The organism is Candidatus Planktophila limnetica (genome assembly GCF_002288365.1).
GTDB lineage: Bacteria > Actinomycetota > Actinomycetes > Nanopelagicales > Nanopelagicaceae > Planktophila > Planktophila limnetica.
On sequence record NZ_CP016782.1, the window covers coordinates 265,764 to 292,090 of the forward strand.

Annotated in this window: 23 protein-coding genes and 1 pseudogene; 21 read left to right on the forward strand and 3 right to left on the reverse strand. The window is 44.1% G+C overall.

What is annotated here, in order from left to right; translation table 11 throughout:
* Position 1: 1 nt before the first annotated feature.
* Positions 2 to 709 (forward strand): peptidylprolyl isomerase, encoded by a 708-nt coding sequence (locus PHILAsVB114_RS01495; protein ID WP_236850900.1) that lies wholly within the window; start codon positions 2 to 4, stop codon positions 707 to 709.
* Here PHILAsVB114_RS01495 and PHILAsVB114_RS01500 read toward each other — a convergent pair.
* Complete coding sequence (locus PHILAsVB114_RS01500) at positions 706 to 1,431, reverse strand: PIG-L deacetylase family protein (RefSeq protein ID WP_095697642.1); 726 nt, start codon at positions 1,429 to 1,431, stop codon at positions 706 to 708. The genes PHILAsVB114_RS01495 and PHILAsVB114_RS01500 overlap by 4 nt on opposite strands.
* A 26-nt stretch (positions 1,432 to 1,457) precedes the next feature.
* Here PHILAsVB114_RS01500 and pcrA point away from each other — a divergent pair, with 26 nt between their 5' ends.
* The 10 genes from pcrA to PHILAsVB114_RS01555 all read left to right on the forward strand — a co-directional run bounded on the left by pcrA (position 1,458) and on the right by PHILAsVB114_RS01555 (position 13,049).
* Positions 1,458 to 3,704: a DNA helicase PcrA gene (pcrA, locus tag PHILAsVB114_RS01505; RefSeq protein ID WP_095697643.1), complete on the forward strand. Its 2,247-nt coding sequence runs from the start codon at positions 1,458 to 1,460 to the stop codon at positions 3,702 to 3,704.
* 40 nt (positions 3,705 to 3,744) lie between these two features.
* A complete protein-coding gene (gene sucC / locus PHILAsVB114_RS01510) occupies positions 3,745 to 4,908 on the forward strand; it encodes an ADP-forming succinate--CoA ligase subunit beta (protein WP_095697644.1) in 1,164 nt (387 codons plus the stop codon).
* Positions 4,908 to 5,789: a succinate--CoA ligase subunit alpha gene (sucD, locus tag PHILAsVB114_RS01515; RefSeq protein ID WP_095697645.1), complete on the forward strand. Its 882-nt coding sequence runs from the start codon at positions 4,908 to 4,910 to the stop codon at positions 5,787 to 5,789. Before sucC ends, sucD begins: the two co-directional genes overlap by 1 nt.
* 5 nt (positions 5,790 to 5,794) lie before the next feature.
* A complete protein-coding gene (locus tag PHILAsVB114_RS01520) occupies positions 5,795 to 6,892 on the forward strand; it encodes a cell division protein PerM (RefSeq protein WP_095697646.1) in 1,098 nt (365 codons plus the stop codon).
* Positions 6,889 to 7,464 (forward strand): phosphoribosylglycinamide formyltransferase, encoded by a 576-nt coding sequence (gene purN, locus PHILAsVB114_RS01525; protein ID WP_095697647.1) that lies wholly within the window; start codon positions 6,889 to 6,891, stop codon positions 7,462 to 7,464. Before PHILAsVB114_RS01520 ends, purN begins: the two co-directional genes overlap by 4 nt.
* Positions 7,457 to 8,998, forward strand: coding sequence for a bifunctional phosphoribosylaminoimidazolecarboxamide formyltransferase/IMP cyclohydrolase (gene purH, locus PHILAsVB114_RS01530; protein ID WP_095697648.1), 1,542 nt, complete (start codon positions 7,457 to 7,459; stop codon positions 8,996 to 8,998). The genes purN and purH overlap by 8 nt, the downstream gene beginning before the upstream one ends.
* 19 nt (positions 8,999 to 9,017) lie before the next feature.
* Complete coding sequence (locus PHILAsVB114_RS01535) at positions 9,018 to 9,857, forward strand: bifunctional methylenetetrahydrofolate dehydrogenase/methenyltetrahydrofolate cyclohydrolase (protein WP_095697649.1); 840 nt, start codon at positions 9,018 to 9,020, stop codon at positions 9,855 to 9,857.
* Positions 9,858 to 10,132: 275 nt separating this feature from the next.
* A complete protein-coding gene (gene mdh / locus PHILAsVB114_RS01545; RefSeq protein WP_095697651.1) occupies positions 10,133 to 11,083 on the forward strand; it encodes a malate dehydrogenase in 951 nt (316 codons plus the stop codon).
* A gap of 14 nt (positions 11,084 to 11,097) precedes the next feature.
* Positions 11,098 to 12,312 (forward strand): NADP-dependent isocitrate dehydrogenase, encoded by a 1,215-nt coding sequence (locus PHILAsVB114_RS01550; RefSeq protein ID WP_095697652.1) that lies wholly within the window; start codon positions 11,098 to 11,100, stop codon positions 12,310 to 12,312.
* Positions 12,313 to 12,317: 5 nt separating this feature from the next.
* Complete coding sequence (locus PHILAsVB114_RS01555) at positions 12,318 to 13,049, forward strand: Type 1 glutamine amidotransferase-like domain-containing protein (RefSeq protein WP_095697653.1); 732 nt, start codon at positions 12,318 to 12,320, stop codon at positions 13,047 to 13,049.
* Positions 13,050 to 13,055: 6 nt separating this feature from the next.
* Here PHILAsVB114_RS01555 and PHILAsVB114_RS01560 read toward each other — a convergent pair.
* A pseudogene (locus tag PHILAsVB114_RS01560) lies at positions 13,056 to 13,781 on the reverse strand (ABC transporter ATP-binding protein); the annotation flags it as partial.
* 131 nt (positions 13,782 to 13,912) lie between these two features.
* Between PHILAsVB114_RS01560 and PHILAsVB114_RS01565 the strand changes: the two are divergent.
* The 10 genes from PHILAsVB114_RS01565 (at position 13,913) to PHILAsVB114_RS01610 (ending at position 25,445) form a co-directional block, all read left to right on the forward strand.
* A complete protein-coding gene (locus tag PHILAsVB114_RS01565; RefSeq protein WP_095697654.1) occupies positions 13,913 to 15,208 on the forward strand; it encodes a hemolysin family protein in 1,296 nt (431 codons plus the stop codon).
* A 20-nt stretch (positions 15,209 to 15,228) separates the two neighbouring features.
* Complete coding sequence (gene trpS / locus PHILAsVB114_RS01570) at positions 15,229 to 16,227, forward strand: tryptophan--tRNA ligase (RefSeq protein WP_095697655.1); 999 nt, start codon at positions 15,229 to 15,231, stop codon at positions 16,225 to 16,227.
* A gap of 177 nt (positions 16,228 to 16,404) precedes the next feature.
* Positions 16,405 to 17,460, forward strand: a complete 1,056-nt coding sequence (locus PHILAsVB114_RS01575) for a BMP family lipoprotein (RefSeq protein ID WP_095697656.1) — start codon at positions 16,405 to 16,407, stop codon at positions 17,458 to 17,460.
* A gap of 132 nt (positions 17,461 to 17,592) precedes the next feature.
* On the forward strand, positions 17,593 to 19,098 hold the full coding sequence (locus tag PHILAsVB114_RS01580; RefSeq protein WP_095697657.1) for an ABC transporter ATP-binding protein: 1,506 nt from the start codon (positions 17,593 to 17,595) through the stop codon (positions 19,096 to 19,098).
* Entirely contained in the window at positions 19,098 to 20,198 is a 1,101-nt protein-coding gene (locus tag PHILAsVB114_RS01585; protein ID WP_095697658.1) for an ABC transporter permease, read from the forward strand. The genes PHILAsVB114_RS01580 and PHILAsVB114_RS01585 overlap by 1 nt, the downstream gene beginning before the upstream one ends.
* 26 nt (positions 20,199 to 20,224) lie before the next feature.
* Positions 20,225 to 21,448 (forward strand): ABC transporter permease, encoded by a 1,224-nt coding sequence (locus PHILAsVB114_RS01590; RefSeq protein ID WP_095698647.1) that lies wholly within the window; start codon positions 20,225 to 20,227, stop codon positions 21,446 to 21,448.
* Positions 21,449 to 21,847, forward strand: a complete 399-nt coding sequence (locus PHILAsVB114_RS01595) for a cytidine deaminase (RefSeq protein WP_095697659.1) — start codon at positions 21,449 to 21,451, stop codon at positions 21,845 to 21,847.
* Positions 21,848 to 21,853: 6 nt separating this feature from the next.
* Positions 21,854 to 23,143, forward strand: coding sequence for a thymidine phosphorylase (locus PHILAsVB114_RS01600; RefSeq protein ID WP_095697660.1), 1,290 nt, complete (start codon positions 21,854 to 21,856; stop codon positions 23,141 to 23,143).
* Between the two features lie 19 nt (positions 23,144 to 23,162).
* A complete protein-coding gene (locus PHILAsVB114_RS01605) occupies positions 23,163 to 24,251 on the forward strand; it encodes an adenosine deaminase (protein WP_236850919.1) in 1,089 nt (362 codons plus the stop codon).
* Positions 24,252 to 25,445: a cytochrome P450 gene (locus tag PHILAsVB114_RS01610; RefSeq protein WP_095697662.1), complete on the forward strand. Its 1,194-nt coding sequence runs from the start codon at positions 24,252 to 24,254 to the stop codon at positions 25,443 to 25,445.
* Here the strand turns inward: PHILAsVB114_RS01610 and PHILAsVB114_RS01615 are convergent.
* The gene (locus tag PHILAsVB114_RS01615; protein ID WP_157906133.1) at positions 25,409 to 26,305 is read right to left on the reverse strand and encodes a ribokinase; all 897 of its coding nucleotides are present in this window, start codon (positions 26,303 to 26,305) and stop codon (positions 25,409 to 25,411) included. The two genes, PHILAsVB114_RS01610 and PHILAsVB114_RS01615, sit on opposite strands and share 37 nt — an antisense overlap.
* Positions 26,306 to 26,327 lie beyond the last annotated feature (22 nt).

A 26,327-nucleotide genomic window follows, 5' to 3' on the forward strand; every position in this document is an offset into this window, starting at 1 on the left:
AATGTCACGCTTTAAAAAGGTTTCGGTAATGCTGCTAGCGATGGTTGCAATATCTTTAACAGGATGCGGTAGCAACAGCAGTACCGATAGTGCTGATAGTGCTGACCCAATCAAAGAGGAAGCCTCACAATCTGCTCCATCCTCAGCCGATGGAGTTACCTGCACTGAAACAAAAGCGAGTGGCCATGATCCAAAAGAGATTCCAACTCCATCTGAAGTACTAACTAAATTTCCAAAAACCTTCACCCTTGTTACCAATTGTGGCAATATTGTGATTAGCACTGTCGGATCAAAGGCACCATTTACGATGACATCAATTGCAGCTCTTGCAAAGGGCGGTTACTACGATGAGTCACTCTGTCATCGATTAACAACGCAAGGATTATTTGTTTTGCAGTGTGGAGATCCAACAGCAACAGGAAGTGGCGGACCACAATTCACATACCCTGATGAAAATTTGCCAGAAAATACTGACAATAATTATCCAGAAGGCAGTGTTGCAATGGCTAACTCAGGTCCTAATACAAATGGAAGTCAATTTTTCTTGGTTTATGCCGACACAACGCTTGCACCTAGTTACACAATGTGGGGGACCATCACGTCGGGTCTAGATATTGTAAAAGCGATTGCTAAGGCTGGTGCAGAAGGTGGCGCAGCCGATGGTAAACCAGCTAGAACTATTGCAATCCAGAAGGTGTTAGTAAATTAATTTGTATTTACTATTTTAAACGCTTCAGCAAGTCGTCCTTCAGCAAATCCGGCTGCAGCTGCATTTCGTCCGCCCCATTCGCGAACCATTTTGTCTAAATCTGGATTGTGAGATGTTTGAGACGCATGAGCATGAAGCGCTTTCATTTTAAGATCAAAAGTTTCAGTAACATCAACAAAGTGATCAGGATGCGCAAACCCCATCACCCATACTTCACGAACTCTCCACGGTTTTAGGTTTTCTTTTTCTAATAAATCTGTGAAGGCAAAGGGATTACGCGCATCCGGATAGACAGCTTGAATTGCTGCTTCACCAGCGGCAAGGTGATCTGGATGGCTAGCGCCAATTCTTTCCCAATTGCGTTCTGGGCTCTGGCACAGCATTCGGTCTGGTCGCACGCGGCGAATTTGGCGCACGATATCTTTTCGAAGTGCAATCGTTGATTCAAGGTGACCATCTACATAATTTAAAAACGTAATATCTGTAACGCCAATTACTGCTCCTGCTTCGCGTTGTTCACGCTGGCGAACTTCTGGCATATCTTCTTTAGCGATACCGGATTCTTCTCCGCCTTGATCTCCGTTTGTGCAGAACACGTATGAAACTTGTATTCCTTTTTTAACCCACTGTGCAATGGTTCCTGATGCTCCAAAATCTGAATCATCTGGGTGGGCGTTAATAACAAGTACGCGCTTGATTTCGCTATCGGCGATCGGTTCCATATCGCAAGCCTAATAGACTCACCGCCATGGAAAGTACCGACCCCTTACTAGAAGGGCTTAATCCGCAACAGCAAGCAGCTGTTATTCATAGCGGCGGTCCACTTCTTGTAGTCGCAGGTGCTGGTTCTGGAAAAACTCGCGTTCTTACTCGCAGAATTGCATATCTCATGGCCCGACGTGGTGTCGCTCCATATGAAATATTGGCAATTACTTTTACAAATAAAGCAGCGGGTGAAATGAAAGATCGCGTTGGCGCTTTAGTTGGCCCTGTTGCTAAATCTATGTGGGTCTCCACATTTCACTCAGCCTGTGTTCGCCTACTGAGGCAAGAGGCAGTGCGATTAGGTTATGGGAATTCATTTAGCATTTATGACTCAGCAGATAGTTTGCGCCTCATTACCATTGTTGCAAAAGAGCTCAACTTGGATCCCAAGCGTTATCCCGCTCGCCAATTTCAATCCATTATCTCCAATGCAAAAAATGAACTCATGGGTCCACATGACTACGTCAATGCAACTAAGAATCAATTTGAAGAAGTTGTGGCAGATGTTTACAGTATTTATCAACGTAGATTGCAACAGGCCAATGCCATGGATTTTGATGACCTGATTCTAAAAACAGTCGAAGTTTTACAAAAGTATCCTGAAGCCAAGGCTCGATTGCGTTCACGTTTTAAGCACGTCTTAGTCGATGAGTATCAGGACACAAATCATGCTCAATACATATTGGTTAAGGAGTTGGTGGGAAATGCTCAGGAAGACTTGCCACCAGCTGAGTTATGCGTTGTTGGTGATGCTGACCAATCAATTTATGGTTTCCGTGGCGCAACGATTCGAAATATCTTGCAATTCGAATTGGATTACCCAAATGCCACAACAGTCTTACTCGAACAAAATTATCGTTCCACACAAAATATTCTTTCAGCAGCGAACGCGGTAATTACAAAAAATGAGAGTCGCAAAGAGAAGAATTTGTGGTCCGAGGAAGGCGCTGGTGCTCCACTAGTTGGTTATGTCGCAGAGTCCGAACACGATGAAGCAGAATTTGTAAAAGATGAAATTCGCGAACTGCAACGAAGCGGTCAATCTGAGCCAGGGGACACTGCAATTTTTTATCGCACCAACGCGCAATCCCGTGTTTTCGAAGAAGTCTTCATGCGTTCTGCGCTGCCATACAAAGTAGTGGGTGGGCTCCGCTTCTATGAGCGAAAAGAAATTAAAGATCTCTTGGCTTACTTACGCGTCTTGGCGAATCCAGAAGATGAGATATCGCTTCGAAGAGTTATTAATGTTCCAAAGCGCGGAATTGGCGATCGCGCAATTGAGTGTGTGGATTTGCATGCGCAAACAAATAATCTTTCATTCTGGAGTGGCTTGTCTCAATGTGATCAAGCACCCGGGATGCCAAATCGTGCGGCACAATCTGTCAAAGAGTTTGTATCTATGATGATTGCACTTCGCACATTGGTTGAGGCTAAGACTCGACCTTCTGTAATTATCGAAGCAATTCTTGAACAATCCGGATTACTTGCAGAGCTATCTTCGAGTACCGATCCACAAGATGAGGTGCGGGTTGAAAACCTTAAAGAACTCGTAGCTGTTTCCATGGAGTATGAAGAAAGACCATTTGACGAACTCGGCGAAGATGAAGAAATCTCACTTGCAGGTTTCTTAGAAAAAGTTTCACTAGTTGCAGATGCAGATGAAATTCCAGAAGGCGAAGACCATGGTGGCGTCGTAACGCTTATGACACTTCACACTGCAAAAGGTTTGGAATTTCCCACTGTCTTTCTCACAGGAATGGAAGATGGAATCTTTCCGCACTCACGAACATTGGGTGAGAAAGATGAGATAGAAGAAGAACGTCGCTTGGCTTATGTCGGACTTACTCGCGCAGAAAAAAGACTTTATATATCTCGCGCCGAATATCGATCATCATGGGGATCGCCAACATATAACCCTGCTTCACGTTTTCTAGATGAAATTCCAGAAGGAGTTATCGAGTGGCGAAATCAAGGTGGAACGTCATCATCGCTTTCTCCATCTCTGACACGTAAACCACGAGTTGCAACAACGGCGCCACCTCGGGCAACAGGAAAGAAAAGCACTGCAATGCAATTGGCAGTGGGTGAGCGTGTGTCACATGACACATTCGGACTCGGAACTGTTGTGGCTATTGCAGGTGAAGGAGATAAGTCTGAAGCCACCATAAACTTCGGACAGTACGGTGAGAAGCGATTACTGCTGCGATATGCACCAGTTGAGAAGCTCTAGTATTAGCAAATACTTTTTTTCGATATGACTGGAGTTTTTCGTGGATCTCTTTGAATACCAAGCTCGAGATCTCTTTGAAAAATATGGACTTCCTGTCCTGCCTGCTGCAATAGCAACTACTTCAGAACAAGCTCATGATGCTGCAGCAAAAATTGGTGGCAAAGTAGTTGTTAAAGCCCAGGTAAAAGTCGGCGGTCGTGGCAAAGCTGGCGGTGTAAAAGTTGCAGCCGATGCTGATGATGCAAAAGAAAAAGCTAGCGCAATACTTGGAATGGATATCAAAGGTCACACAGTTCGAACCGTGATGATTGCCCAAGCTGCGCCCATAGATTCTGAATACTATTTAGCAATTTTATTAGATCGTTCAAACCGTACTTTCTTAGTTATGGCCTCAGTTTCTGGTGGAATGGATATTGAAGAAGTTGCACACACTGCTCCAGAAAAACTTGCCAAAATCCCAGTGGATGCAAATAGAGGAATCACAGCGGCTAAGGCGAAAGAAATTATCGCTGCAGCAGCTTTTCCTGCTGACATTGCTTCACAAGTCGAAGAAGTGTTATTAACCCTCTGGAAAGTTTTTCAATCCGAAGACGCCACACTTGTGGAGATTAATCCGTTGGTAAAAACTGTTGATGGAAAAATCATTGCCCTAGATGGCAAAGTAACTTTAGATGACAATGCTGGATTTAGACATCTAGATCACGAAGCACTTATAGATCACGCGCAAGCAAATGCGTTAGAAGCTGCCGCAAAAGAGAAGGATCTCAATTACGTAAAACTTGATGGCCAAGTTGGAATTATTGGTAATGGCGCTGGACTCGTTATGAGCACCCTCGATGTCGTTGCATACGCTGGTGAAAAATTTGGCGGAGTACGCCCGGCGAACTTCTTAGACATTGGTGGTGGAGCATCCGCGCAAGTGATGGCAGATGGGCTTTCAATTATCTTGGGTGATACCGATGTGAAGAGTGTTTTTGTTAATGTATTTGGTGGAATTACAGCCTGTGACGCAGTTGCAAATGGAATTGTTCAGGCGCTCGAATTACTTGGCCCCAAAGCTACAAAGCCAATCGTTGTTCGCTTAGATGGAAATAACGTTATTGAAGGTCGCGCAATATTAAAAGCTGCCGCTCATCCACTTATTGAGCAAGTAGACACCATGGATGGTGCAGCAAATCGTGCTGCGGAATTGGCGGCTAAGTAATGTCTATTTTCATAAATGAAAAAAGTGTTGTGATCGTTCAAGGAATGACGGGCGCTGAAGGAACAAAACACACAAAGCGGATGCTCGCATCTGGCACAAAAATTGTTGGTGGCGTGACACCTGGCAAAGGTGGTCAAAGTGTTGATATTGATGGACACACATTGCCAGTTTTTAATACTGTTGCAGAAGCCATGAGCGCAACGGGTGCAAACACTTCAGTTGTATTTGTTCCACCAAAATTTGCAAAAGCAGCCGTTATCGATGCAATTGATGCGGCTATGCCACTTGTTGTTGTCATCACTGAAGGAATTCCTGTTCATGATTCGGCGAGTTTTTATGCTCATGCACAAAGTAAAGGAACCACACGAATTATCGGACCAAATTGTCCTGGGCTCATTAGTCCCGGTAAATCAAATGTTGGGATTATTCCTGCAGACATTACCAAGAGCGGACCAATTGGTTTAGTTTCAAAATCAGGAACATTGACGTATCAAATGATGTATGAACTGCGCGATATTGGTTTTAGCACCGCTGTCGGAATTGGCGGAGATCCAGTTATAGGAACAACTCATATTGATTGCTTGCGCGCGTTTCAAGATGATCCCGATACACAAGCAATTGTGATGATCGGTGAAATTGGTGGCGACGCCGAAGAGCGCGCGGCTGCATTCATTAGCGAATATGTCACGAAACCAGTCGTAGGTTATGTAGCAGGATTTACAGCTCCTGAAGGCAAAACAATGGGACATGCCGGTGCAATAGTTTCTGGATCTTCAGGAACGGCGCAAGGTAAGAAAGATGCACTTGAAGCTGCTGGGGTCAAAGTTGGCAAAACACCAAGTGCGAGCGCGCAATTAATGCGCGCAATATTGGGGCGCTGATTCTGATGTTTCAACGTGTCCTGTGGGTCTCGTTGTCACAAGTTCTTCGTAGCATCGCACTTGTATTGCTTCCTATTTCATTTTTAACTCTGATTGCATGGGCAACAGCCGGAAGCATCACCGGAAATACTTCAGATCCAATTCGCGCAGCGATGTGGGTCTGGTTGGGTATTCATCACATCCCATTTTCATTAAGCCTGCCACCTGCAGCCGTTGAAGGTTATCTTTCATATTTGCCGCTGGGAGCGTTGCTCTTTCCATTTTTGGCAATTAGAAGTTCATTTTCACGTGTTGTTGAAAAACTGGATAAAGAAACTCATTTAGTAAATATCGCCCGTGTTCATTTCACAATAATCTACTGCCTTATCGCTGAGCTCTTAATACTTGCCTCAAAGACAGATGCAATTCGTCCAGTTTGGTATGTAGCAATTGCAATTCTAATTCCGGCCGTTTATCTCACAACATTAACAGTGGGTAAATCAGTCACACTTACCCAACCTTTAAGCTTTGGCACACGCATAGTTGCGCTACTTCTGGGCGTTAGCGCATTATTTCTGGCACTTTCACTCTTCATTCATGTTTCAACAGTCAGGGACTTAATAACTGTTTTGCGGCCAGGAGTCTTTGGTGGGTTCTTACTCCTGTTGATAAACATTGTGTATTTACCAAATGCAGCCGTTTCATCGATGGCATATTTAAGTGGCACAGGCTTTGGGGTTGGAAGCAATACCTTGGTTTCCCCACTAGAACATAGCGTGGCACAAATCCCAGCTCTGCCGATTCTTGGAGCACTCCCAAGTACTGAACACCCACAATTTTTATTTTCAATATTCTTCTTTGTAATGGCCGGCGCGCTATTAGCAAGTTGGACAATTACCTTAAGTACTAGGATTTTGTGGCAGAGTTATTTTGTAACTCTTTCGCTCATTTTCCTTCTTACTTTTTTTGCAAGTGGATCTTTGCTCACAGAAGAGATGTCAGCAGTTGGTCCTTCATTATGGAAATTTCCCCTCAGCGTTGCAATTGAAATGGGAATAGGTATTGCCTTGGCGATATTTATTCCGCAAATATCGCTACCTACTCGCAAGGCAAAAATAAAGTGAGCAAAAGCATTCTGATTCTGGCATCAGGCACAGGTTCGCTAGCGCAGGCAATAATTGTGGCAACGCAGAGCGGACAAATTTCGGGAAACGTTATCGGCGTCTTAACAGATCAACCAGAGGCGCAAGTTGTTGCAAAGTGCGCCGTATTAGAAGTTCCAATAATTACCCACCCTATGAATAGTGATCGTAAAAGTTGGGATGAAGAACTTTTTTTGATTACGCAATCACTGAACCCCGCACTTGTCGTCAGCGCTGGGTTTATGCGAATTCTGGCACCTGAATTTGTTTCAACATTTAAGGTGATTAATAGTCATCCTGCTCTTTTGCCAAATTTTCCTGGTGCCCATGCGGTTCGAGATGCGTTAGCAGCGAAGGCAGCAGTAACGGGGGCAACAATTCATTGGGTTGATGCGGGCATGGATACTGGAAAAGTTATTGCCCAGCGTGAGGTGCCGGTGCTCGAAGGTGACACCGAAGCACTTTTGCATGAGCGCATTAAGATTGTTGAACGCGGTCTCATCGTTGCGACCATTTCAGATTTGTTGGCATCAATGGAGAATAATCATGAGTGATCGCAAAAAAATTCGCAGGGCACTCATTAGCGTTTATGACAAGAGCCGTTTAGAAGAAATTGGCAAGGCTCTTAGTGCAGCCGGCATTCAAATAGTTTCAACAGGATCAACGGCAAAAACACTTGCTGCAGCAGGCGTTAAAGTAACTGAAGTAAGTACCGTCACTGGATTTCCAGAAATTATGGGCGGAAGAGTCAAAACTTTGCACCCAATAATTCACTCTGGAATTCTTGCAGATCAAAATAATCCTGAACATGTTTCTGCAATCAAGGATTTAGGTATCGAAGCATTTGATCTTGTAATTATCAATCTATATCCATTCGCAGAAACAATTGCATCCGGTGCATCGTTTGAAGAAAGCATTGAACAAATCGATATTGGTGGTCCATCAATGCTGCGGGGAGCTGCAAAAAATCATGGTTCAGTCGGTGTTATCTGCAAAACAGATCAATATGATCACTTAATTACTGCAATTGCTGCAGGTGGCTTTAGTGCACAAGAGCGTCAGAGTTTGGCCTTAGAAGTTTTTAGAACAACTGCCGAATATGACTTAACTATTGCTAACTGGCTTGGTCAAAATCAGAATTCGGTTTTGCCAGAGTGGTTTGGAAGAATCTTCAAGCAAGAAAATATCTTGCGATATGGGGAGAATCCGCATCAGGCTGCAGCAATTTATAGTGGTGGTCCAGCAGGAATAGTTGAATCAAAACAATTACATGGCAAAGAAATGTCATTTAACAATTACACCGATGCAGATGCCGCATGGCGCGCCGCGTTTGATCACACAGAACCATGTGTGGCAATAATCAAGCACGCAAACCCATGTGGAATTGCAATTGGAAAAGACATTGCAACTGCTTATTCAAAGGCACATGAATGTGATCCGGTTTCGGCATTCGGGGGAGTTGTGGCTGCCAATCGAATTGTTAGCACAGAAATGGCGCAAGCACTATCAGAGATATTCACAGAAGTTGTAATCGCACCGGGTTATGAAAGTGGGGCACTGGAAATTCTCTGTCAGAAACCTTCCATACGTATTGTGCAATGTGATGTAACAACATTAAATGCAATTGAAATGCGGACTGTAAGCGGCGGTATTTTGTTACAAGAGTTAGATGCGATTGATGCTCCCGGGGATTTGCCGTCATCGTGGAAGTTGGTCGCAGGGCCACGTGTATCTCCTGAAACTTTGAAGGATCTTGAATTTGCCTGGCGCGCAGTTCGTGCAGTTAAAAGCAACGCAATTTTGCTGGCAAAAGATGGAGCAAGTGTTGGTGTTGGTATGGGTCAGGTAAATCGAGTTGATAGCGCCGAACTTGCGGTAAAGCGCGCAGGTAATCGCGCTGTGGGAAGTGTTGCTTCCAGTGATGCTTTTTTCCCATTTGCCGATGGGTTACAAATATTGATTGCCGCAGGAATTTCTGCAGTTGTTTCACCAGGTGGAAGTGTTCGAGACGAAGAGGTTATTGCAGCGGCAGAGCAGGCTGGAATCAGCTTGTATTTCACCGGCACACGTCATTTCTCACATGCATAAATTCCAATAAGATAAGAACATGAGCGCAACTATTCTCGATGGCAAGGCTTTAGCTGCAACAATTAAAAAAGATTTAGCTGTGCGAGTTATTGAATTAAAGAAAAAAGGAATCACACCAGGACTGGGAACAGTTTTAGTTGGCGATGACCCTGGTTCACATTCATATGTTGGCGGCAAGCATCGTGATTGCCAAGAAGTCGGAGTCACATCAATTCGTGTTGACCTTCCAGCTTCTGCCTCACAAGCAGATATTCTGGCAGCAATTAAAGATCTCAATAATGCAAAAGAGTGCACTGGTTATATTGTGCAATTGCCTATGCCAAAAGGAATTGATACACAGGCAATTCTTGAGGCGATTGATCCAGCAAAAGATGCCGATGGATTGCACCCAATGAACTTAGGAAGATTAGTAGCTGGATATGACGCACCACTTCCGTGTACACCTCGAGGAATTGTTGCTCTGCTACAGCATTACAACGTTTCACTTAAAGGAGCTGAAGTCACTGTTATTGGTCGCGGACTAACAGTTGGCCGTCCCCTTGGTTTGTTACTTACACGCAAACAAGAAAATGCAACCGTAACGTTGACTCACACGGGCACTAAAGATTTAGGACTACATACTCGCAATGCAGACATTGTTGTCGCAGCTATCGGTCAGGCACATTTTCTTAATGCATCAATGATTAAAGCCGGAGCAGCAGTTATTGATGTTGGAATTTCACGAACAGATGCAGGATTACTTGGAGATGTTCACCCAGATGTAATGGATAAAGCTGGATTTGTTGCACCGATGCCAGGTGGAGTCGGCCCGATGACACGAGCAATGCTAGTTACGAATGTTGTAGACGCGTGTTCTTAGATTCGCGAATAATTAAAATCGCTAGTTACGCATTGGTTGTGGTTGGCGTTATTTTGGGTGCCCTGAGTTTTGTCCGATCCGGATCGCTTCTTATTGCCTTAGGAACATTGGGAATTGCATTTCCTGCACGGCACGTACGTACAATTGAGTTCTATTTCCCCGTGGCAATTGCAGTCGGACTCTTCGTCCTGGCAATTTCACTGCCGCATGGGTTGTAGAGTTGTCTTGATATCAAGGCATTATTTCCACCAAATATTGAAAGAAGGATGCAATCCATGGCTGGCAAAGTAACCGTCGTTGGCGCAGGTTTTTATGGTTCAACAACTGCAATGCGATTGGCTGAGTACAACATCTTTGACACGGTTGTATTAACTGACATCCTTGAAGGAAAGCCAGAAGGTTTGGCATTAGATATGAATCAATCTCGCTCGATTGAGGGATTTGAAACTAAAGTTATTGGTGCAACCACAACTGCTGATGGTGCCGGTTATGAAGCAACTGCAAATTCTGATGTTGTCATCATTACTGCTGGATTACCTCGCAAACCTGGCATGAGTCGAATGGATCTCATCGGAGTAAATGCTGGAATTGTTCGAGGGGTTGCCAAAAATATCGCAAAGCATTCACCCAAGGCAGTCATAATCGTGGTTTCAAATCCACTCGATGAAATGACAGCGTTAACGCAAATTGCTACAGCTTTTCCTTATAACCGCGTAATGGGTCAAGCAGGCATGCTTGATACTGCGCGCTTTACAGATTTTGTTGCTGAAAAACTCAATGTTTCTGTCTCTTCTGTAAAGACATTAACTCTGGGTTCACATGGCGAAACGATGGTCCCAGTTCCAAGTCGCTGCACAGTTGGCGGCGTTGCGCTGAGTCAGAAATTATCGCAAGCAGAGATTGATGAACTAGTTGATCGCACAAGAAATGGTGGCGCAGAAGTTGTTGCACTACTTAAAACAGGTTCTGCTTATTACGCGCCATCAGCAGCTGCAGCGCGCATGGCAAAAGCTGTAATCGAAGACTCTGGAGCAACCATGCCTGTGTGTGCATGGGTTGATGGCGAGTACGGAATATCTGGTGTTTATCTTGGCGTTGAAGCTCAGATTGGCCGCGACGGTATTAAGAAGGTTGTTGAAACTAAACTTACTGATAGCGAATTAGCGGCGCTAAAAGTTGCTGCCGAAGCAGTTCGTGCAAAACAAGCAGACGTACTAACACTCTAAGGGGAGCGCAGAGCATGTCCAAGATCAAAGTTGAAGGAACTGTCGTTGAATTAGATGGCGATGAAATGACTCGCATCATTTGGCAGTTCATTAAAGATTCGTTGATCCTTCCTTATCTAGATGTAAATCTTGAATATTACGATCTGGGTATGGAAAACCGCGATGCAACAGATGATCAAGTAACTATTGACTCAGCGCGGGCAATTCAAAAGCACGGAGTTGGAATTAAATGTGCAACCATCACGCCAGATGAAGCTCGTGTTGAAGAATTTGGCTTGAAGAAAATGTGGAAATCTCCAAATGGAACAATCCGTAATATTTTAGGTGGCGTAATTTTTCGCGAACCAATCATTATTAGTAACGTTCCGCGCTTGGTTCCTCACTGGACCAAGCCAATTGTTATAGGTCGCCATGCATTTGGCGATCAATATAAAGCCACAGATTTTAAAGTTCCAGGACCGGGAAAACTCACTCTTTCATTTGTTCCAGAAGATGGTTCAGCTCCCATGGAATTTAACGTATTTGATTTTCCTGCTGCAGGTGTTGCAATGGGCATGTACAACCTTGATGATTCAATTCGTGACTTCGCTCGAGCATCACTGAATTACGGTTTGAATCGAAAATACCCAGTTTATCTCTCAACTAAGAACACAATTCTTAAAGCATACGATGGACGCTTTAAAGATATTTTCGAAGAGATTTACCAAGCAGAGTTTAAATCAGCATTTGATGCTGCTGGTATTTGGTATGAACACCGTTTAATCGATGACATGGTGGCAATGTCACTTCGAATGGAAGGTGGTTATGTCTGGGCTTGCAAAAACTATGACGGAGATGTTCAGTCAGACACCGTTGCTCAAGGCTATGGCTCACTTGGATTAATGACATCAGTGTTGATGACACCAGATGGCAAAATAGTTGAATCAGAAGCTGCGCATGGAACAGTTACACGTCACTATCGCGATCATCAAGCAGGTAAGGCAACATCTACAAATCCAATAGCATCGATTTTTGCATGGACTCGCGGACTTGCTCACCGAGCAAAATTAGATAGCAACAAAGAGTTAGCTCAATTCTGCGAAACTCTGGAACGTGTATGTGTTCAAACCGTTGAGCAAGGAAAGATGACAAAAGACTTGTCACTTTTGATTTCTAAGGATGCGCCATGGCAGACCACACAGGAGTTCCTCAATTCAATTGATGAAAACCTCAAGAAGGCAATGGCTTAATCTTTATGAATTCCGAGCGGGGTGCGCTAGCACTTGTTGGCTCAGGTGAGTACTTAATCCAGATGCAAGAGATTGAATCTGATCTGTTGCAACGTGCTATTTCTAAAGGCAAGTCCAATACGTATATACAAATTCCTACGGGGGCCGGCCTTGAAAGTGCTGATCGAATTGAATTCTGGAAAGAACGCGGAGCCGCACAAGCCAAACGAATAGGCGCCCAATGCCGATTCCTACCAATATTAAGTAGAGAAGATGCCTTTAAGGAAGAGTACATCTCTGAAATTTCTAATGCTGGATTGATTTATTTTTCAGGCGGCGATCCTGGTTACATCACCGAAGTATTTAATCAAACTCCACTCTGGGAAAAAATCAGAAGTGAGTTTAATTCAGGAACTTCACTTGCCGGATGTTCAGCTGGTGCGATGGCCTTTGGTTCAAAAATAGTTGGTATCAGAAAATCACATGCTCAAAGTGGTCTTGGATTGATTTCTAATATTGAAGTAATTCCGCATTACGACAAATTTCTCGGATGGGTTCCAGATCGAATTGCATCAATTGCACTAAGAAGTGATGAAGGTGCGTACTTAATTGGAATAGATGAAGACACAGCACTTGTCCTTACTGATACATGGCAAGTTCAGGGCCGTGCAAAAGTCCATGTTCTTAGAGGACTAGAAAATTCACCACACACATTTACAAGCGGTGAAGAGATTGCCTTAGTTCAGAATTTTACGTGATTATGAATTCAAGGGTGCTACACCAATAAAATCTGCGACAAAAGCATTTGCTGGATTGTCATACAGATTTTGAGGTGTATCGACTTGCTGAAGGACTCCATCTTTTAGCACCGCCACACGATCACCCATTGTCATAGCTTCTACTTGATCATGGGTTACGTAGACAGTAGTAATCCCTAAACGACGTTGTAGCGCTGCAATCTGAGTGCGAGTTGCAACGCGCAATTTTGCATCTAAATTTGAGAGTGGTTCGTCCATGAGAAATACCTGTGGTTCGCGAACAATCGCGCGCCCCATTGCAACTCTTTGACGTTGTCCACCAGATAATGCCTTTGGTTTACGATCTAAGAATTCTTCAAGATCGAGCAGCTTTGCGGCTTCTAGGACTCTGCGCTCACGCTCTTCTTTTGCAATTCCTGCAATCTTTAGAGCGAAACCCATATTTTCTGCAACACTCATGTGTGGATATAAAGCATATGATTGAAAAACCATTGCGACATCGCGATCTTTTGGAGCAACATCTGTGACATCTATGCCACCGATTAATATGCGCCCGCTATCAACTTCTTCTAATCCGGCAAGCATTCGAAGTACTGTTGATTTACCGCACCCTGAAGGTCCGACAAGAACTAAGAATTCGCCATCTTTAACTTCAAGAGTTAAATTATTTACAGCCGGAGTTGTTGAACCGGGATAAATACGTGAAGCTTTTTCAAATGTAACTGTTGCCATGAGAGATTTCTCCTTCTCCGGGCAGGTACGTGCCCGACGATCCGAGGATGAAGGTGATGAGCCCGGTTGGACCCAACGTAGGTAAGTTTAGCGGGTATAGACAAAGCACATTCCTGTAGAGTTGCACCCTTATGGAGCCCCACTCGTTCGGCGGATTAATCGCAGCCTTATTTACAATTGCAGGTCTGATACTCCTAGGTTCTCTCTTTGTCGCAGCTGAAATTGCTCTTATCTCACTTCGCGAAAGCCAAATTCGACAATTGGCAACTAAGGGTAAACGTGGAAAGCGCGTCGCTTTACTCTCAGAAAACCCGAATAGATTTTTAGCGGCAGTTCAGGTTGGTATAACGCTGTGTGGATTTTTATCCGCTGCTTTGGGTGCCGAAAAGCTTGGAGACTATGTAATTCCATGGCTTGAAAGTCTGGGAGTTAACGACTCACTTAGTTCGATCACATCACTAATCGGTGTAACTATCATCATCGCTTATTTCTCATTAGTCTTTGGTGAGCTCGTTCCAAAGCGTTTAGCACTATTTCGTACAGAACAGATTTCTCTTGCACTTGCTCCAATAATTGAAGTCGTAGCAGTGCTTTTCCGACCAATTATTTGGTTGCTCTCACACTCGACAAACGCTGTTGTTCGAATTTTTGGTGTTGATCCAAAAGAGCAGCGCACCGCAATGTCTGAAGAAGAATTGTTGGATTTAGTCGCAGGCCACGCTGCATTAACTGATGAAGAACGTGACATCGTTGAAGAAGTATTTAACGCATCCGAAAAACAAATCCATGAACTCATGGTGCCCCGCACAGAAGTCGATTTCATGGATGCATCGCTGACTATTTCGAAAGCAATTGCTCTCGCAGTTGATAAGGCTCACTCTCGTTACCCAGTTGTCCGTGGCTCTACGGATGAAGTAATTGGATTTATTCACGTGCGTGATTTGCTGGACACATCTTTGGTATCAACTGGTGGCAAAGTACAAGAGCTAGTCAGAAATATTATGTTTATGCCGGGCACAAAAGGCGTTCTGCCTGCATTGACTGAAATGCGTAATCAAAGACAACACCTTGCAATTGTTCTGGATGAATACGGTGGAACTGACGGAATTATTACTATGGAAGATCTCGTTGAATGTCTTGTTGGAGACATTCGAGATGAGTATGACTCTGATGACATGGAAGTTCAGATTGAGTCGCATACGGGAGATTTTGAAGTTGATGGACTTATTTCGATTGAAGACTTGCGCGAACAAACTGGCCTTGAAATTCCAGAAGGTCCATATGAAACTGCGAGTGGATTTGTGATGCACGTCCTTGGTCGAATTCCAGCATTAAATGATGTTGTCAGCATTAATGGATTAAGAATCACGGTTTTAACGCTAGAAGGTAAGCGAGCAGGTCAACTATTGATCTCTCAAAACGCCTAGTCCGTGCGAGAATTAAGACCATGAGCACAAAGCGAGTTTTGTCAGGCATTCAGCCAACAAGTGACTCCTTTCACCTTGGAAATTATCTTGGCGCCGTTAAGCAATGGGTTGAATTACAAGATGGTCACGATGCTTTTTATTGCATCGTCGATCTACATGCATTAACTGTTGAAACAGATCCTGCATTAATGCGTAAGAGAACCTTGGTTTCTGCGGCCCAATTGTTGGCACTTGGAATCTCACCTGAAAAATCTACGCTCTTTGTGCAATCACACGTTCCAGAACATAATCAATTGGCATGGGTCATGGAGTGCATTACAGGATTTGGTGAAGCAAGCCGAATGACTCAATTTAAGGATCGAAGTGCAAAAGGCGGAACTGATTCAACAAAAGTTGGAGTGTTCACTTACCCAATGTTGATGGCTGCAGATATTTTGTTATACCAAGCAGATTTAGTTCCAGTCGGTGAAGATCAACGTCAACATATTGAACTTACGAGAGATTTAGCAGAGCGATTTAATTCACGTTATGGAGCTACTTTTAATATTCCCTCAGGATTCATCCTTAAGCAAGGTGCCAAAATTTATGATTTGCAAAACCCAACTGCAAAAATGAGTAAGTCTTCTGATTCAGTCTCTGGGCTTATCGAAATCCTTGATTCTCCCGAAATTAATGCAAAGAAGATTAAGTCAGCAGTTACTGATGCTGGGCGAGAGATAAAATTTGATGAAAAAGAAAAACCTGGAGTGAGTAATTTATTAACAATTCACAGCGCGCTATCAGGTCAAAAGATCTCTGATCTAGAAAATCACTTTTCAGGTAAAGGTTATGGCGACCTTAAAGGTGAAGTAGCCGATGTAGTAGTGGAATATCTCAAACCAATTAGAGAGAAAACCCTTGAATTGTTATCTGATGAGGCGCATCTGCTGGCAATGCTCTCCAAAGGGGCGGCAAAGGCCCATGAAGTCTCATCCACAACCCTTGCTAAGACCTACTCCAACTTAGGTTTGGTGCGCTAAGTAGCGTAAGAGTTTCAACGTAAGGTTGAGAGTTTTTTATAAAACTTTGTTCAGAAACGGCGCCCCGTGAATTCCTAATATTTTTGTGTTTCTGGCTGTAAAAATACTAGGCTCACCCATAACGACAACCCTTGGTTATATGTAGAAAACATACAACTGGGACCCCTTGGAGGAAAATTGAAGAAGTCAATTCGTATTGCGGCACTCGTCGCAGCTGCAACTCTCGCTGCTGGTGCACTCGTTGCTCCAACTGCAAATGCAGCAACCAAAGTAAAGGCAGCAATTGCCTATGACATCGGTGGACGTGGCGATAAGTCATTCAATGACTCAGCCGCAGCCGGTCTAGACAGAGCTAAGAAGACTTTAGGCGCAACAGTTAAAGAAGTAACAGTTACACAAGGAACTGATTCAGAGCGCGAAGACAAACTACGTCTTCTTGCAAAAGCTGGATATAACCCAATCGTCGCAGTTGGTTTCCTCTATGCAGGACCACTGAAGAAGGTTGCAACAGAATTTCCAAAGATCCAATTCGCAATCGTTGATGATTCATCAGTTGCACTTCCAAACGTTTCATCACTCGTATTCGCTGAAGAGCAGGGTTCATACCTTGCTGGCGTAGCTGCTGCTCTTGCATCAGTAACTGGTGAAATCGGATACATCGGCGGCGTACGTATTCCACTACTTCAGAAGTTTGAAGCTGGATTCGTTGCAGGTGTAAAGGCAACAGATAAGAACGCAACAGTTGACGTTAAGTACGTTACAGAGCCACCTGACTTCGGTGGATTCAATGACCCTGCTAAAGCAAAGGTTATTGCGAACGGAATGATCGATAAGGGTATCGATGTTATTTACTCAGCAGCAGGCGGTTCAGGTGCGGGTAACTTCGCAGCTGCAGTTGATTCTGCTAAGTACGGTAACAAGGTATGGACTATCGGTGTTGACTCTGATCAGTACCTGACAGCATCAGCAGCAGAACAGAAGAACATGCTTACATCAATGCTAAAGCGCGTTGACAATGCTGTTTATGACGTTCTTGCAGCAGCAAGTGCTGGCAAGAAGGTTAATGATGCACTAGGTGGCGGAGCATTTGGCCGTACCTATGGCTTGAAGCTTGGTGGAGTTGGAGTTTCATACTCTGGCGGATACATCAACAAGTACAAGTCAAAGATTGATGCAGCTGCTAAGGCAATTACTGCTGGAAAAATTAAGGTACCAACAACTCCAGCGAAGTAATTTCAAGCAGTAAATCTGTAAAAACTTAATAAAAGTAGTGGCGCTCGGTCCGAAAGTGGAGTTAGATTCACTTGTAGGACCGGGCGCTTCTCTTTAACGGTAGTGAACCAAAATGAATAGGAGACTTTTGTAGTGGCGATAGCAGTTGAGCTTCGACATATAAGCAAAAGATTTCCAGGGGTAGTCGCAAATAAAGACGTCTCCATCAAGGTTGAATCTGGATCAGTTCACGCGCTCATTGGTGAAAATGGTGCTGGAAAATCAACTGTTATGAAAATTTTGTATGGAATGCAACGCCCGGATAGTGGCGAAATTTTGGTTGCGGGAAAAACAGTGCACTTTAAGAAACCTGCAGATTCCATTGATGCTGGAATCGGGATGGTCCACCAACATTTTATGCTCGCTGATAATTTTACAGTGTTAGAAAATATCGTTCTTGGATATGAACCATCACATGGTGGAGTTATAGATTTTAATCAAGCACGAATAAAGATTAATGAAATGGCTGCGGCCTATGGCCTCACCGTGGATCCTGATGCTCTTGTGGCAGATTTAGGCGTTGGCCAACGCCAACGTGTGGAAATTCTCAAGGTTTTGTATCGCGGAGCAAAAATTCTGATCTTTGATGAACCAACTGCGGTTCTAGTCCCACAAGAAGTTGATGAACTCTTCCAGGCGCTGCAAGGTCTGCGCAAAGAAGGTTTAACAGTTATTTTCATTACTCATAAGCTTGATGAAGTTTTACGTGTAGCAGATGACGTCACAGTAATCCGAGCTGGATCCACAGTTGCTGAAGTAAAAGCTTCTGGAGTAAATGCTAAAAAATTAGCTGAATTGATGGTTGGAAGTGAGTTGCCTTCACCAGAAATTCATGGAAGCGCAAAGAGAAATGAAGTCACACTTTCACTAAAGAATCTAACTGTTGCCGCTGAGTCTGGTGCGCGAAATCTAGTAACTGATGTGAGTTTTACTCTGCATGCCGGTGAAGTACTTGGAATTGCAGGTGTTGAAGGAAATGGTCAGAGTGAATTAATTGAGGCAATACTTGGTTTACGTGATTACACGGGCACTGTAGTTTTTAAAGGTGAACCACTTGATAGTGAATCAGTTTCTGATCGTCGAGATATGGGCATTGGCTTTATTCCCGAAGATCGCCAACGTCAGGCGCTCTTAATGGCATCTCCATTGTGGGAGAACAGAATTTTGGGACATCAGCGCGGAAAGCCAGTTATGAATGGTGTACGCATTGATCGCAAAGCAACAATGGCTGACACGATTCGAATCATGCAAGAGTTTGATGTTCGAGCTCCGGGTCCAGATACTTTGGCACTTGCCCTTTCAGGGGGAAACCAACAAAAATTTATTGTCGGTCGCGAAATGAGTGGATCGCCATCATTGCTTTTGGCATCACACCCAACACGTGGCGTAGATGTTGGTGCGCAAGCCGCTATTTGGAATGAATTACGTGCAGCGCGCGAAAAAGGAATGGCAATTGTTTTAATTAGCGCCGACCTCGAAGAACTCATTGGTTTATCTGATCGATTGGTTGTGATGCTTCGTGGATCAGTCACCGCCGAATTAGATCCTGCAAAGACGACTCCAGAAAAACTCGGTTCTGCAATGACAGGTGCGGCGTAATGAGATTCAAACCTGGCAAAATCGCACTTTCTATCGCAGCTCCAGTTTTTGCTACCGTCTTTAGTTTGGCTGTTTCAAGTGCATCTTTACTGGCAACAAATAAATCACCTCGCGAAGCTTTTGCAATCATGTGGGAATTTGGTTCTGGCGCGGGATCATTAATGGAAGCTGTAAATCTTGCCACCTCTTATTACATCGCTGCGATTGCAATTGCTCTGACATTTAGAGCCGGATTATTTAATATCGGCGTCGAAGGTCAGCTTCGCTTGGGCTCGCTCTTTGCTGCCTATTTCGGAGCAATGATTGCGTTGCCACCGGTGCTGCACATCGCTGCAATATTTTTCATTGCAATGTTTGTCGGAGGATTATGGGCTGCAATCGCGGCCTATATGAAAGTAAAGCGTGGTGTGAGTGAAGTTATTTCAACAATCATGCTTAACAGTATTGCTGGTGGATTATCTGCATACCTGCTCTCAAAACACTTTATGGTCAAAGTTGAAGGCAGCAATGACTTAGCGACTAAACCACTTGCACCTAGCGGACAATTCCCGGATTTAATGCCGGTGCTCAAAAAACTTGGAGTCGAAGAACAGCCTGGTGGCGGCGTTTACGGAATGTTGATCATCGCGATAGTTTTAGGAATCGGATTCTGGTTTGTTGTTAATCGCACCAGGTTTGGTTTTGAATTGCGATCAACTGGTATGAATCCGATTGCAGCGCGAGTCAGTGGTGTTGATTCAAAGAAGATGACTTTTATTGCACTCGTTGCAAGTGGCGCGATAGCCGGTCTTGCGGGTTTGCCAACATTGCTAGGTGATACTCACAGTTACACATTAGGTTTCCGCGGTGGCGTTGGTTTTACGGCCATTGCAATTGCACTGCTAGGTCGCAACTCGGCTGTAGGAATGGCAATTAGTGCTTTGTTATTTGGTTTCTTGGAAGTAGCTTCGCGAACACTAGAACTGATTGATATCGCACCAGAGACTTATGTGATTATGCAGGGTTCAATTTTACTTAGCGCTGTTATTGCATACGAAGTAGTTCGCCGATACCAGCTCACACTTCAAAGTCAGGCTTTTGCTAAGGAAGGTGACAAGTAGTGTTAGAAAAAGGAAAGCTTTCAGGCATGCGCCGCATAATTGTGATTTTCTTTGGGATAATTGCGATACTTTCAATCATCCGAATTGCAACAGGTGCATCAGATTTAACGAGCGTTGGTACCGCAAAGGCTGCACTCTTACTTTCAGTTCCGATTGTTTTGGCAGCCCTGGGTGGTTTATTTGCTGAACGTGCAGGAGTTGTAAACATTGGTCTTGAAGGCATGATGATCATGGGTGCATGGGCTGGTGGATTTATTGGAAGCATGCACGGCCCATGGATGGGATTAGTAGGAGCAATTATTTTTGGGGCAGTTGGTGCTTTGGTGCACGCTGTTGCAACAATTACATTTGGTGTTGACCATGTGGTCTCTGGTGTTGCCATCAATATTATTGCCGCCGGTTTAGTTCGATACATCTCAACAATCCTGGCTCAAGGTGGATCCTGGCCAGGACCATCACAATCACCAGATGTTGAACCAATTGGGCAAAATGGATTACCAATTCTTTCGGCCGGAAAGTATTTTGGTTGGCAAAGTCCTGATTTGCTTGGTGCAATAGGTGAAAAGAATTGGTTCTTGATTTCAGATATTTCTCGAGTGCTACGCGGATTAACGGGCGAACTTTCTTACGTAACAATGATTGCAGTTGCCCTTGTTCCGCTGAGCTATTTCATCTTGTGGAAGACATCATTTGGATTGCGTCTGCGCAGCACAGGTGAATCACCAATTGCTGCTGAATCACTCGGTGTAAATGTTTATGCAATGAAATATTGGGGAGTTTTACTCTCTGGTGGATTTGCAGGTCTTGGTGGCGGATTCTTAGCAATCGTTGCAGCAAATCACTATCAGGAGAATCAAATAGGCGGCCGCGGATATATTGGATTAGCTGCAATGCTCTTTGGTAATTGGCGTCCAGGCGGATTATTTGCAGGTGCTGCGCTCTTTGGATTTGCCGATGCGCTACAACTGCGAGACTCCACCGCAATTCATGCGCTACTTCTTCTAATTGTTGCATTCTTACTCTTCGCATCATGGCGATCATTTAAGAAGGCGAAAATGATTGGCGGATTAGTAGCCCTTGCAGTTGCTGCATTTTTTGCCTGGTTCTTTATAGCCTTCGATGAACTTCCTGGTCAGCTAGTTACGATGACACCTTACTTAGCAACATTGATTGTCTTATCTTTTGCTTCACAACGATTACGAGGGCCTGCCGCTGCAGGATTCCCATATAGACGTGGTGGATTGAAATAAATGACACTGACTCCTGATTGGCAACTCTTACATTCAACTGCAATTGCTGCGAGTAAAAAAGCGTATGCACCATATTCAAATTTTCCGGTGGGTGTTGCAGGTTTGGTCAATGATGGACGAATTATCAGTGGCTGTAACGTTGAAAATGCGAGTTACGGACTTGGATTGTGCGCGGAATGCAGCATGACATCAGAGCTAGTAATGAGTGGCGGCGGCCGTTTGGTTGCTGTTCTGTGTGTTGATGCACAAGGTGATTACTTGGCCCCGTGCGGACGATGCAGGCAACTCTTATTCGAACATGGTGGCAATGAGTTACTACTTATGACACCTGATGGACCTATGAAAATGTCTACGATTTTGCCTTGGGCATTTGGTCCTGATGATTTAGATCGTAAATAGTTTTAGATGAGTGCGTTAGAACCCTTTTCGGCAGTAGAAATCATTGCTGCTAAACGCGATAAAGCAGTTCTCACAAATCCACAGATCGATTGGGTAATCGATGCATATACACGTGGAGCAGTTGCCGATGAACAAATGTCTGCATTGTTGATGGCAATTTTACTTAATGGAATGAATTCACAAGAAATATCTCGCTGGACTAATGCCATGATAAATAGCGGTGAGAAAATGAATTGGTCAATGCTTGATCGTCCCACAGTAGATAAACACTCAACAGGAGGAGTTGGTGACAAAATAACTTTGCCATTAGCGCCCCTTGTTGCAGCATGTGGTGCTGCGGTTCCACAATTATCTGGACGTGGATTGGGTCATACTGGTGGCACATTAGATAAGTTAGAAGCGATTGCAGGCTGGCAAGCATCTCTTAGCAATGAAAAAATGCTACAAGTTTTGCAAGAGTGTGGAGCGGTTATTTGCGCCGCAGGTGCTGGTTTGGCTCCGGCGGATAAAAAGTTGTATGCACTACGTGATGTGACTGCAACGGTTGAAGCAATTCCACTTATTGCATCATCGATTATGAGTAAGAAAATCGCAGAAGGTACGAGTGCGCTGGTTCTAGATGTTAAAACTGGCTCTGGTGCATTTATGAGCGATCCATTAAAGGCTCGTGAATTAGCACAAACAATGGTTGGCCTTGGAAAAGACGCTGGAGTAAAAACTCTTGCGTTGGTAACTGCGATGGATGTTCCCCTTGGCCTTACAGCTGGAAATGCACTGGAAGTTCGGGAATCACTAGAAGTTCTAGCAGGCGGCGGTCCAGCAGATGTTGTGGAGTTAACAATTATTTTTGCCCGTGAGATGTTGGAACTCGTTGGCATTAAAGGAAAAGATCCCGAGCGTGCTCTTAAAGATGGTTCTGCAATGGATGTGTGGCGAAAAATGATTAGCGCTCAGGGCGGAAATCCAGATGCACCGCTGCCGGTTGCAAAAGAGAAATTAACAATATCTGCCGATGCAAGCGGCACCGTTTTGTCTATGGATGCAATGTCAGTTGGTGTGGCTGCTTGGCGCTTAGGAGCAGGGCGCTCACGTCAAGGAGAGAGTGTGCAATCTGGCGCTGGAATCGAAATTCATAAGAAACCTGGCGAAAAGATCGTCGCAGGAGAGCCTTTGTATACCCTTCATACCGATACGCCTGAACGATTTGCACGAGCGCAGGAAGTACTAGAAGGTAGTGTTGCAATTGGTAGCACAGATGTGAAGCGACTTCCGCTTATCGTGGAACGAATTAATTGAAATTGGTGAAAAAGTGAGTATGCAAAGTATTCCAACGATCGAGCAGATTAAACGTGTTCCAAAGGTTTTATTACACGATCACTTAGATGGTGGATTACGCCCACAAACAATTATTGATATCGCTAAGAAAATTGGATACACCGCTCTACCCACAGATAATGCAGAAGAATTAGGCGAATGGTTTCGTGAATCGTGCGATTCTGGATCTTTGGTGCGCTACCTAGAAACTTTTAGTCACACCATCGCAGTCATGCAAACCCGAGAAAATATTATTCAAGTTGCGCGTGAATGCGCACTCGACCTTGCTCGAGACGGAGTTGTCTACGCTGAAGTTCGAGGAGCGCCCGAGCTATTTACTGAGCAGGGACTCTCACTCGATGACGTTATCCAAGCAACTTTAGATGGCTATCGCGAAGGTGAAGAGTTGGCACGTAAAGAAGGATTCACAATTCGCGTGCAATCTCTCTTATGTGGAATGCGACAAAATAATCGATCTCAAGAAGTTGCCGAATTAGCAGTTAAGTATCGCGATAAAGGTGTTGTGGGATTTGATATCGCAGGCCCTGAAGATGGCTTCCCACCTTCTAATCAACAAAGCACATTTGAGTATCTTCGTCGTGAAGATGCACACTTTACAATTCACGCCGGTGAAGCCTACGGACTGCCATCTATTTGGGAAGCTATTCAATTATGTGGAGCAGAACGCCTAGGTCACGGCGTAAGAATTATTGATGACATTGACGTAAGCAGCGGCGAACCTAAATTAGGTCAACTCGCTTCATATATTCGTGACCGAAGAATTCCACTAGAACTCTGTCCAACATCGAATTTACAAACGGGGGCTGCGAAAAATATTGAGCAGCATCCCATTGGAATTTTGGCAAAACTGCGCTTTCGAGTAACGCTAAATACGGATAATCGCTTAATGAGCCAAACTTCCATGACTCATGAAATGACAGAAGTAGTTCGGGCATTTAAGTGGGATTTCGCTGATTTACAAAGAATTACAATTAATGGGATGAAGAGTGCATTCATTCCTTACCCAGAGCGGCTAGAAATAATCGAAAAGATTATTAAGCCAGGATATGCAGCGATTGCATCTGAATAAATGATTGATTTTCTAGACAAAGACTTCATAGAAAATCCATATCCAGCGCTTGAACAATTACGGGCAGAAGGTAAACCCATCTGGCATGAGGGTGTTCAGATGTATCTGGCAGCTAGATACGAGGATGCAAATGAAGTATTGCGAACCAAATCTTTAGGACGTATTTTTAAGCCGAAAGATCCCGAATTTGAATGGGATGTATTTAACTGGTTACACGCTGATTCAATTCTAGATAGTGAACCACCTAAACACACTCGCTTGCGTTCACTGGTTGCCAAAGCATTTAATCGAAACAAAATCGAAAGCCAGCGCCCTGCCATAGAAAAAATCACTAATGAGTTACTGGACGCTATTGAGGTAAAAATTCACGCTGGACAGACTTTTGATGTCATCGCAGATTACGCGGAGCCACTTCCAGTAAAAGTCATCGCTGCTTTATTGGGATTTCCGCAGGAAGATGAGTATTTGTTAAGGCCGTGGTCTCAATCAATAGTAAAGATGTATGAAGTTAATCCAACTCTTGAACATCAAAACGAAGCCAAAGAAGCTGCAAGAGAGTTTGCTGATTATGTTCATGGACTAATGCTGGATCGCAAGAAGAATCCAGGCACTGATTTAATCAGCGACCTGGCCGCAGTTGAAGAGAGCGGTGAAAAGTTAAGTGCCCACGAATTAGTAGCCACGTGCATTCTTTTACTAAACGCCGGCCATGAAGCAAGTGTTAATGCTTTTGGAAATGGAATGGTTGCTGCACTCTCACGTCCTGATCAAGCAGCGTTACTGCGCACCCGAGCGCGCGAGATTGCAGAAAGTGCAGTTGAAGAATTCTTACGTTTTGATGCTCCGCTTCATCTATTTGAGCGAACTGCGACAGCCGATACAACCATCGGGGGAGTAATAGTTAAAGAAGGTCAAAAAATTGCATCCTTGTTGGGCTCTGCTAACCGTGATGAAAAAATCTTTGAACGTTCAAATGAGATGGATCTCTTGCGAAATCCCAACCCACACATTGGTTTTGGTGCAGGTATACATTTTTGCCTAGGAGGCCCACTTGCTCGTCTTGAAATGGGAATTTCTTTACCGGCTCTTTTTGAAAGATTTAAAGATATTGAATTAGCAAGTACTCCAAAGCGACGTCCAACTTTTGTTTTACGTGGTTATGAAAGTGTTGAAATTTCAGCTGCACGTGGATAAGAAGATTGCGCGCCTTTTCTTGTCACGCTAATTGATGCAATACGACAAGCAAATTGAGCCGCTGAGGATGGATCTAATCCACGACCGAGTGCATATGAAAAGGATCCTATAAAGCAATCGCCAGCACCAGTGGTGTCAACTGCATTAACTGACTCTGTCGGAATTCGTGTAATTGTTCCTGATTCCGAAATAAGAATTGCACCAGCGCTTCCCACAGTGATTACAGAGTTCTTCCCTTCTCGAAACTTCTCTAGATTAAAGCTCTCTGGAGCAGATCCAGTAAATTGCTTGAACTCCACCTCATTGGGAATTAACCAATCTGTAACTTCTAATAACTCAGCACTTAACTCTTCAAAAGGAGCAGGATTCAAAATCGTTGTACACCCACGCTCTTTGGCTGCTTTAAATGCAGCTGTTGTGACAGCTTGTGGAATTTCGCACTGCCCAATAACTATCGAAAGTTCTGGAATAGAGTTGATGGCACCCACCGCATGCTTGGCGTTAAAGTCATGATTAGCACCTGAGACAACAATAATTCTATTTTCACCTGATTTATCTACCCAAATATGTGCAACACCTGTTGGCAATTCTGAAATTTTTACGAACTCTGAATTGATTTTTTGGCTGGTGAAATTTTCTTTGTAGGATTTTCCGAAGAGATCATCTCCGATGCTGCCAACCATATAAACATCAGCACCAGCTAGGGCTGCCATGACTGCTTGGTTCGCACCTTTTCCACCAAAGCCGGTTGCAAATAGATTTCCGAAAAGGGTTTGCCCGGGTGTCGGTAAAACGTCTGCATAACAAGTCAGATCCATGCAGGTACTGCCTACTATTGCGATCACTGGTGCTTTGGCCACGAAATAGATAATAGGCTAACTC

What these genes read in the sequence shown, in the direction of transcription:
- mdh (WP_095697651.1), top strand. Translation starts at nt 10,133, where the DNA reads ATGGCTGGCAAAGTAACCGTCGTTGGCGCAGGTTTTTATGGTTCAACA.
- PHILAsVB114_RS01565 (WP_095697654.1), top strand. Translation starts at nt 13,913, where the DNA reads ATGGAGCCCCACTCGTTCGGCGGATTAATCGCAGCCTTATTTACAATT.
- PHILAsVB114_RS01605 (WP_236850919.1), top strand. Translation starts at nt 23,163, where the DNA reads ATGCAAAGTATTCCAACGATCGAGCAGATTAAACGTGTTCCAAAGGTT.
- purH (WP_095697648.1), top strand. Translation starts at nt 7,457, where the DNA reads ATGAGTGATCGCAAAAAAATTCGCAGGGCACTCATTAGCGTTTATGAC.
- PHILAsVB114_RS01600 (WP_095697660.1), top strand. Translation starts at nt 21,854, where the DNA reads ATGAGTGCGTTAGAACCCTTTTCGGCAGTAGAAATCATTGCTGCTAAA.
- PHILAsVB114_RS01495 (WP_236850900.1), top strand. Translation starts at nt 2, where the DNA reads ATGTCACGCTTTAAAAAGGTTTCGGTAATGCTGCTAGCGATGGTTGCA.
- PHILAsVB114_RS01555 (WP_095697653.1), top strand. Translation starts at nt 12,318, where the DNA reads ATGAATTCCGAGCGGGGTGCGCTAGCACTTGTTGGCTCAGGTGAGTAC.
- PHILAsVB114_RS01550 (WP_095697652.1), top strand. Translation starts at nt 11,098, where the DNA reads ATGTCCAAGATCAAAGTTGAAGGAACTGTCGTTGAATTAGATGGCGAT.
- PHILAsVB114_RS01520 (WP_095697646.1), top strand. Translation starts at nt 5,795, where the DNA reads ATGTTTCAACGTGTCCTGTGGGTCTCGTTGTCACAAGTTCTTCGTAGC.
- PHILAsVB114_RS01610 (WP_095697662.1), top strand. Translation starts at nt 24,252, where the DNA reads ATGATTGATTTTCTAGACAAAGACTTCATAGAAAATCCATATCCAGCG.
- PHILAsVB114_RS01535 (WP_095697649.1), top strand. Translation starts at nt 9,018, where the DNA reads ATGAGCGCAACTATTCTCGATGGCAAGGCTTTAGCTGCAACAATTAAA.
- trpS (WP_095697655.1), top strand. Translation starts at nt 15,229, where the DNA reads ATGAGCACAAAGCGAGTTTTGTCAGGCATTCAGCCAACAAGTGACTCC.
- sucD (WP_095697645.1), top strand. Translation starts at nt 4,908, where the DNA reads ATGTCTATTTTCATAAATGAAAAAAGTGTTGTGATCGTTCAAGGAATG.
- PHILAsVB114_RS01585 (WP_095697658.1), top strand. Translation starts at nt 19,098, where the DNA reads ATGAGATTCAAACCTGGCAAAATCGCACTTTCTATCGCAGCTCCAGTT.
- PHILAsVB114_RS01500 (WP_095697642.1), bottom strand. Translation starts at nt 1,431, where the DNA reads ATGGAACCGATCGCCGATAGCGAAATCAAGCGCGTACTTGTTATTAAC.
- pcrA (WP_095697643.1), top strand. Translation starts at nt 1,458, where the DNA reads ATGGAAAGTACCGACCCCTTACTAGAAGGGCTTAATCCGCAACAGCAA.
- PHILAsVB114_RS01595 (WP_095697659.1), top strand. Translation starts at nt 21,449, where the DNA reads ATGACACTGACTCCTGATTGGCAACTCTTACATTCAACTGCAATTGCT.
- PHILAsVB114_RS01590 (WP_095698647.1), top strand. Translation starts at nt 20,225, where the DNA reads ATGCGCCGCATAATTGTGATTTTCTTTGGGATAATTGCGATACTTTCA.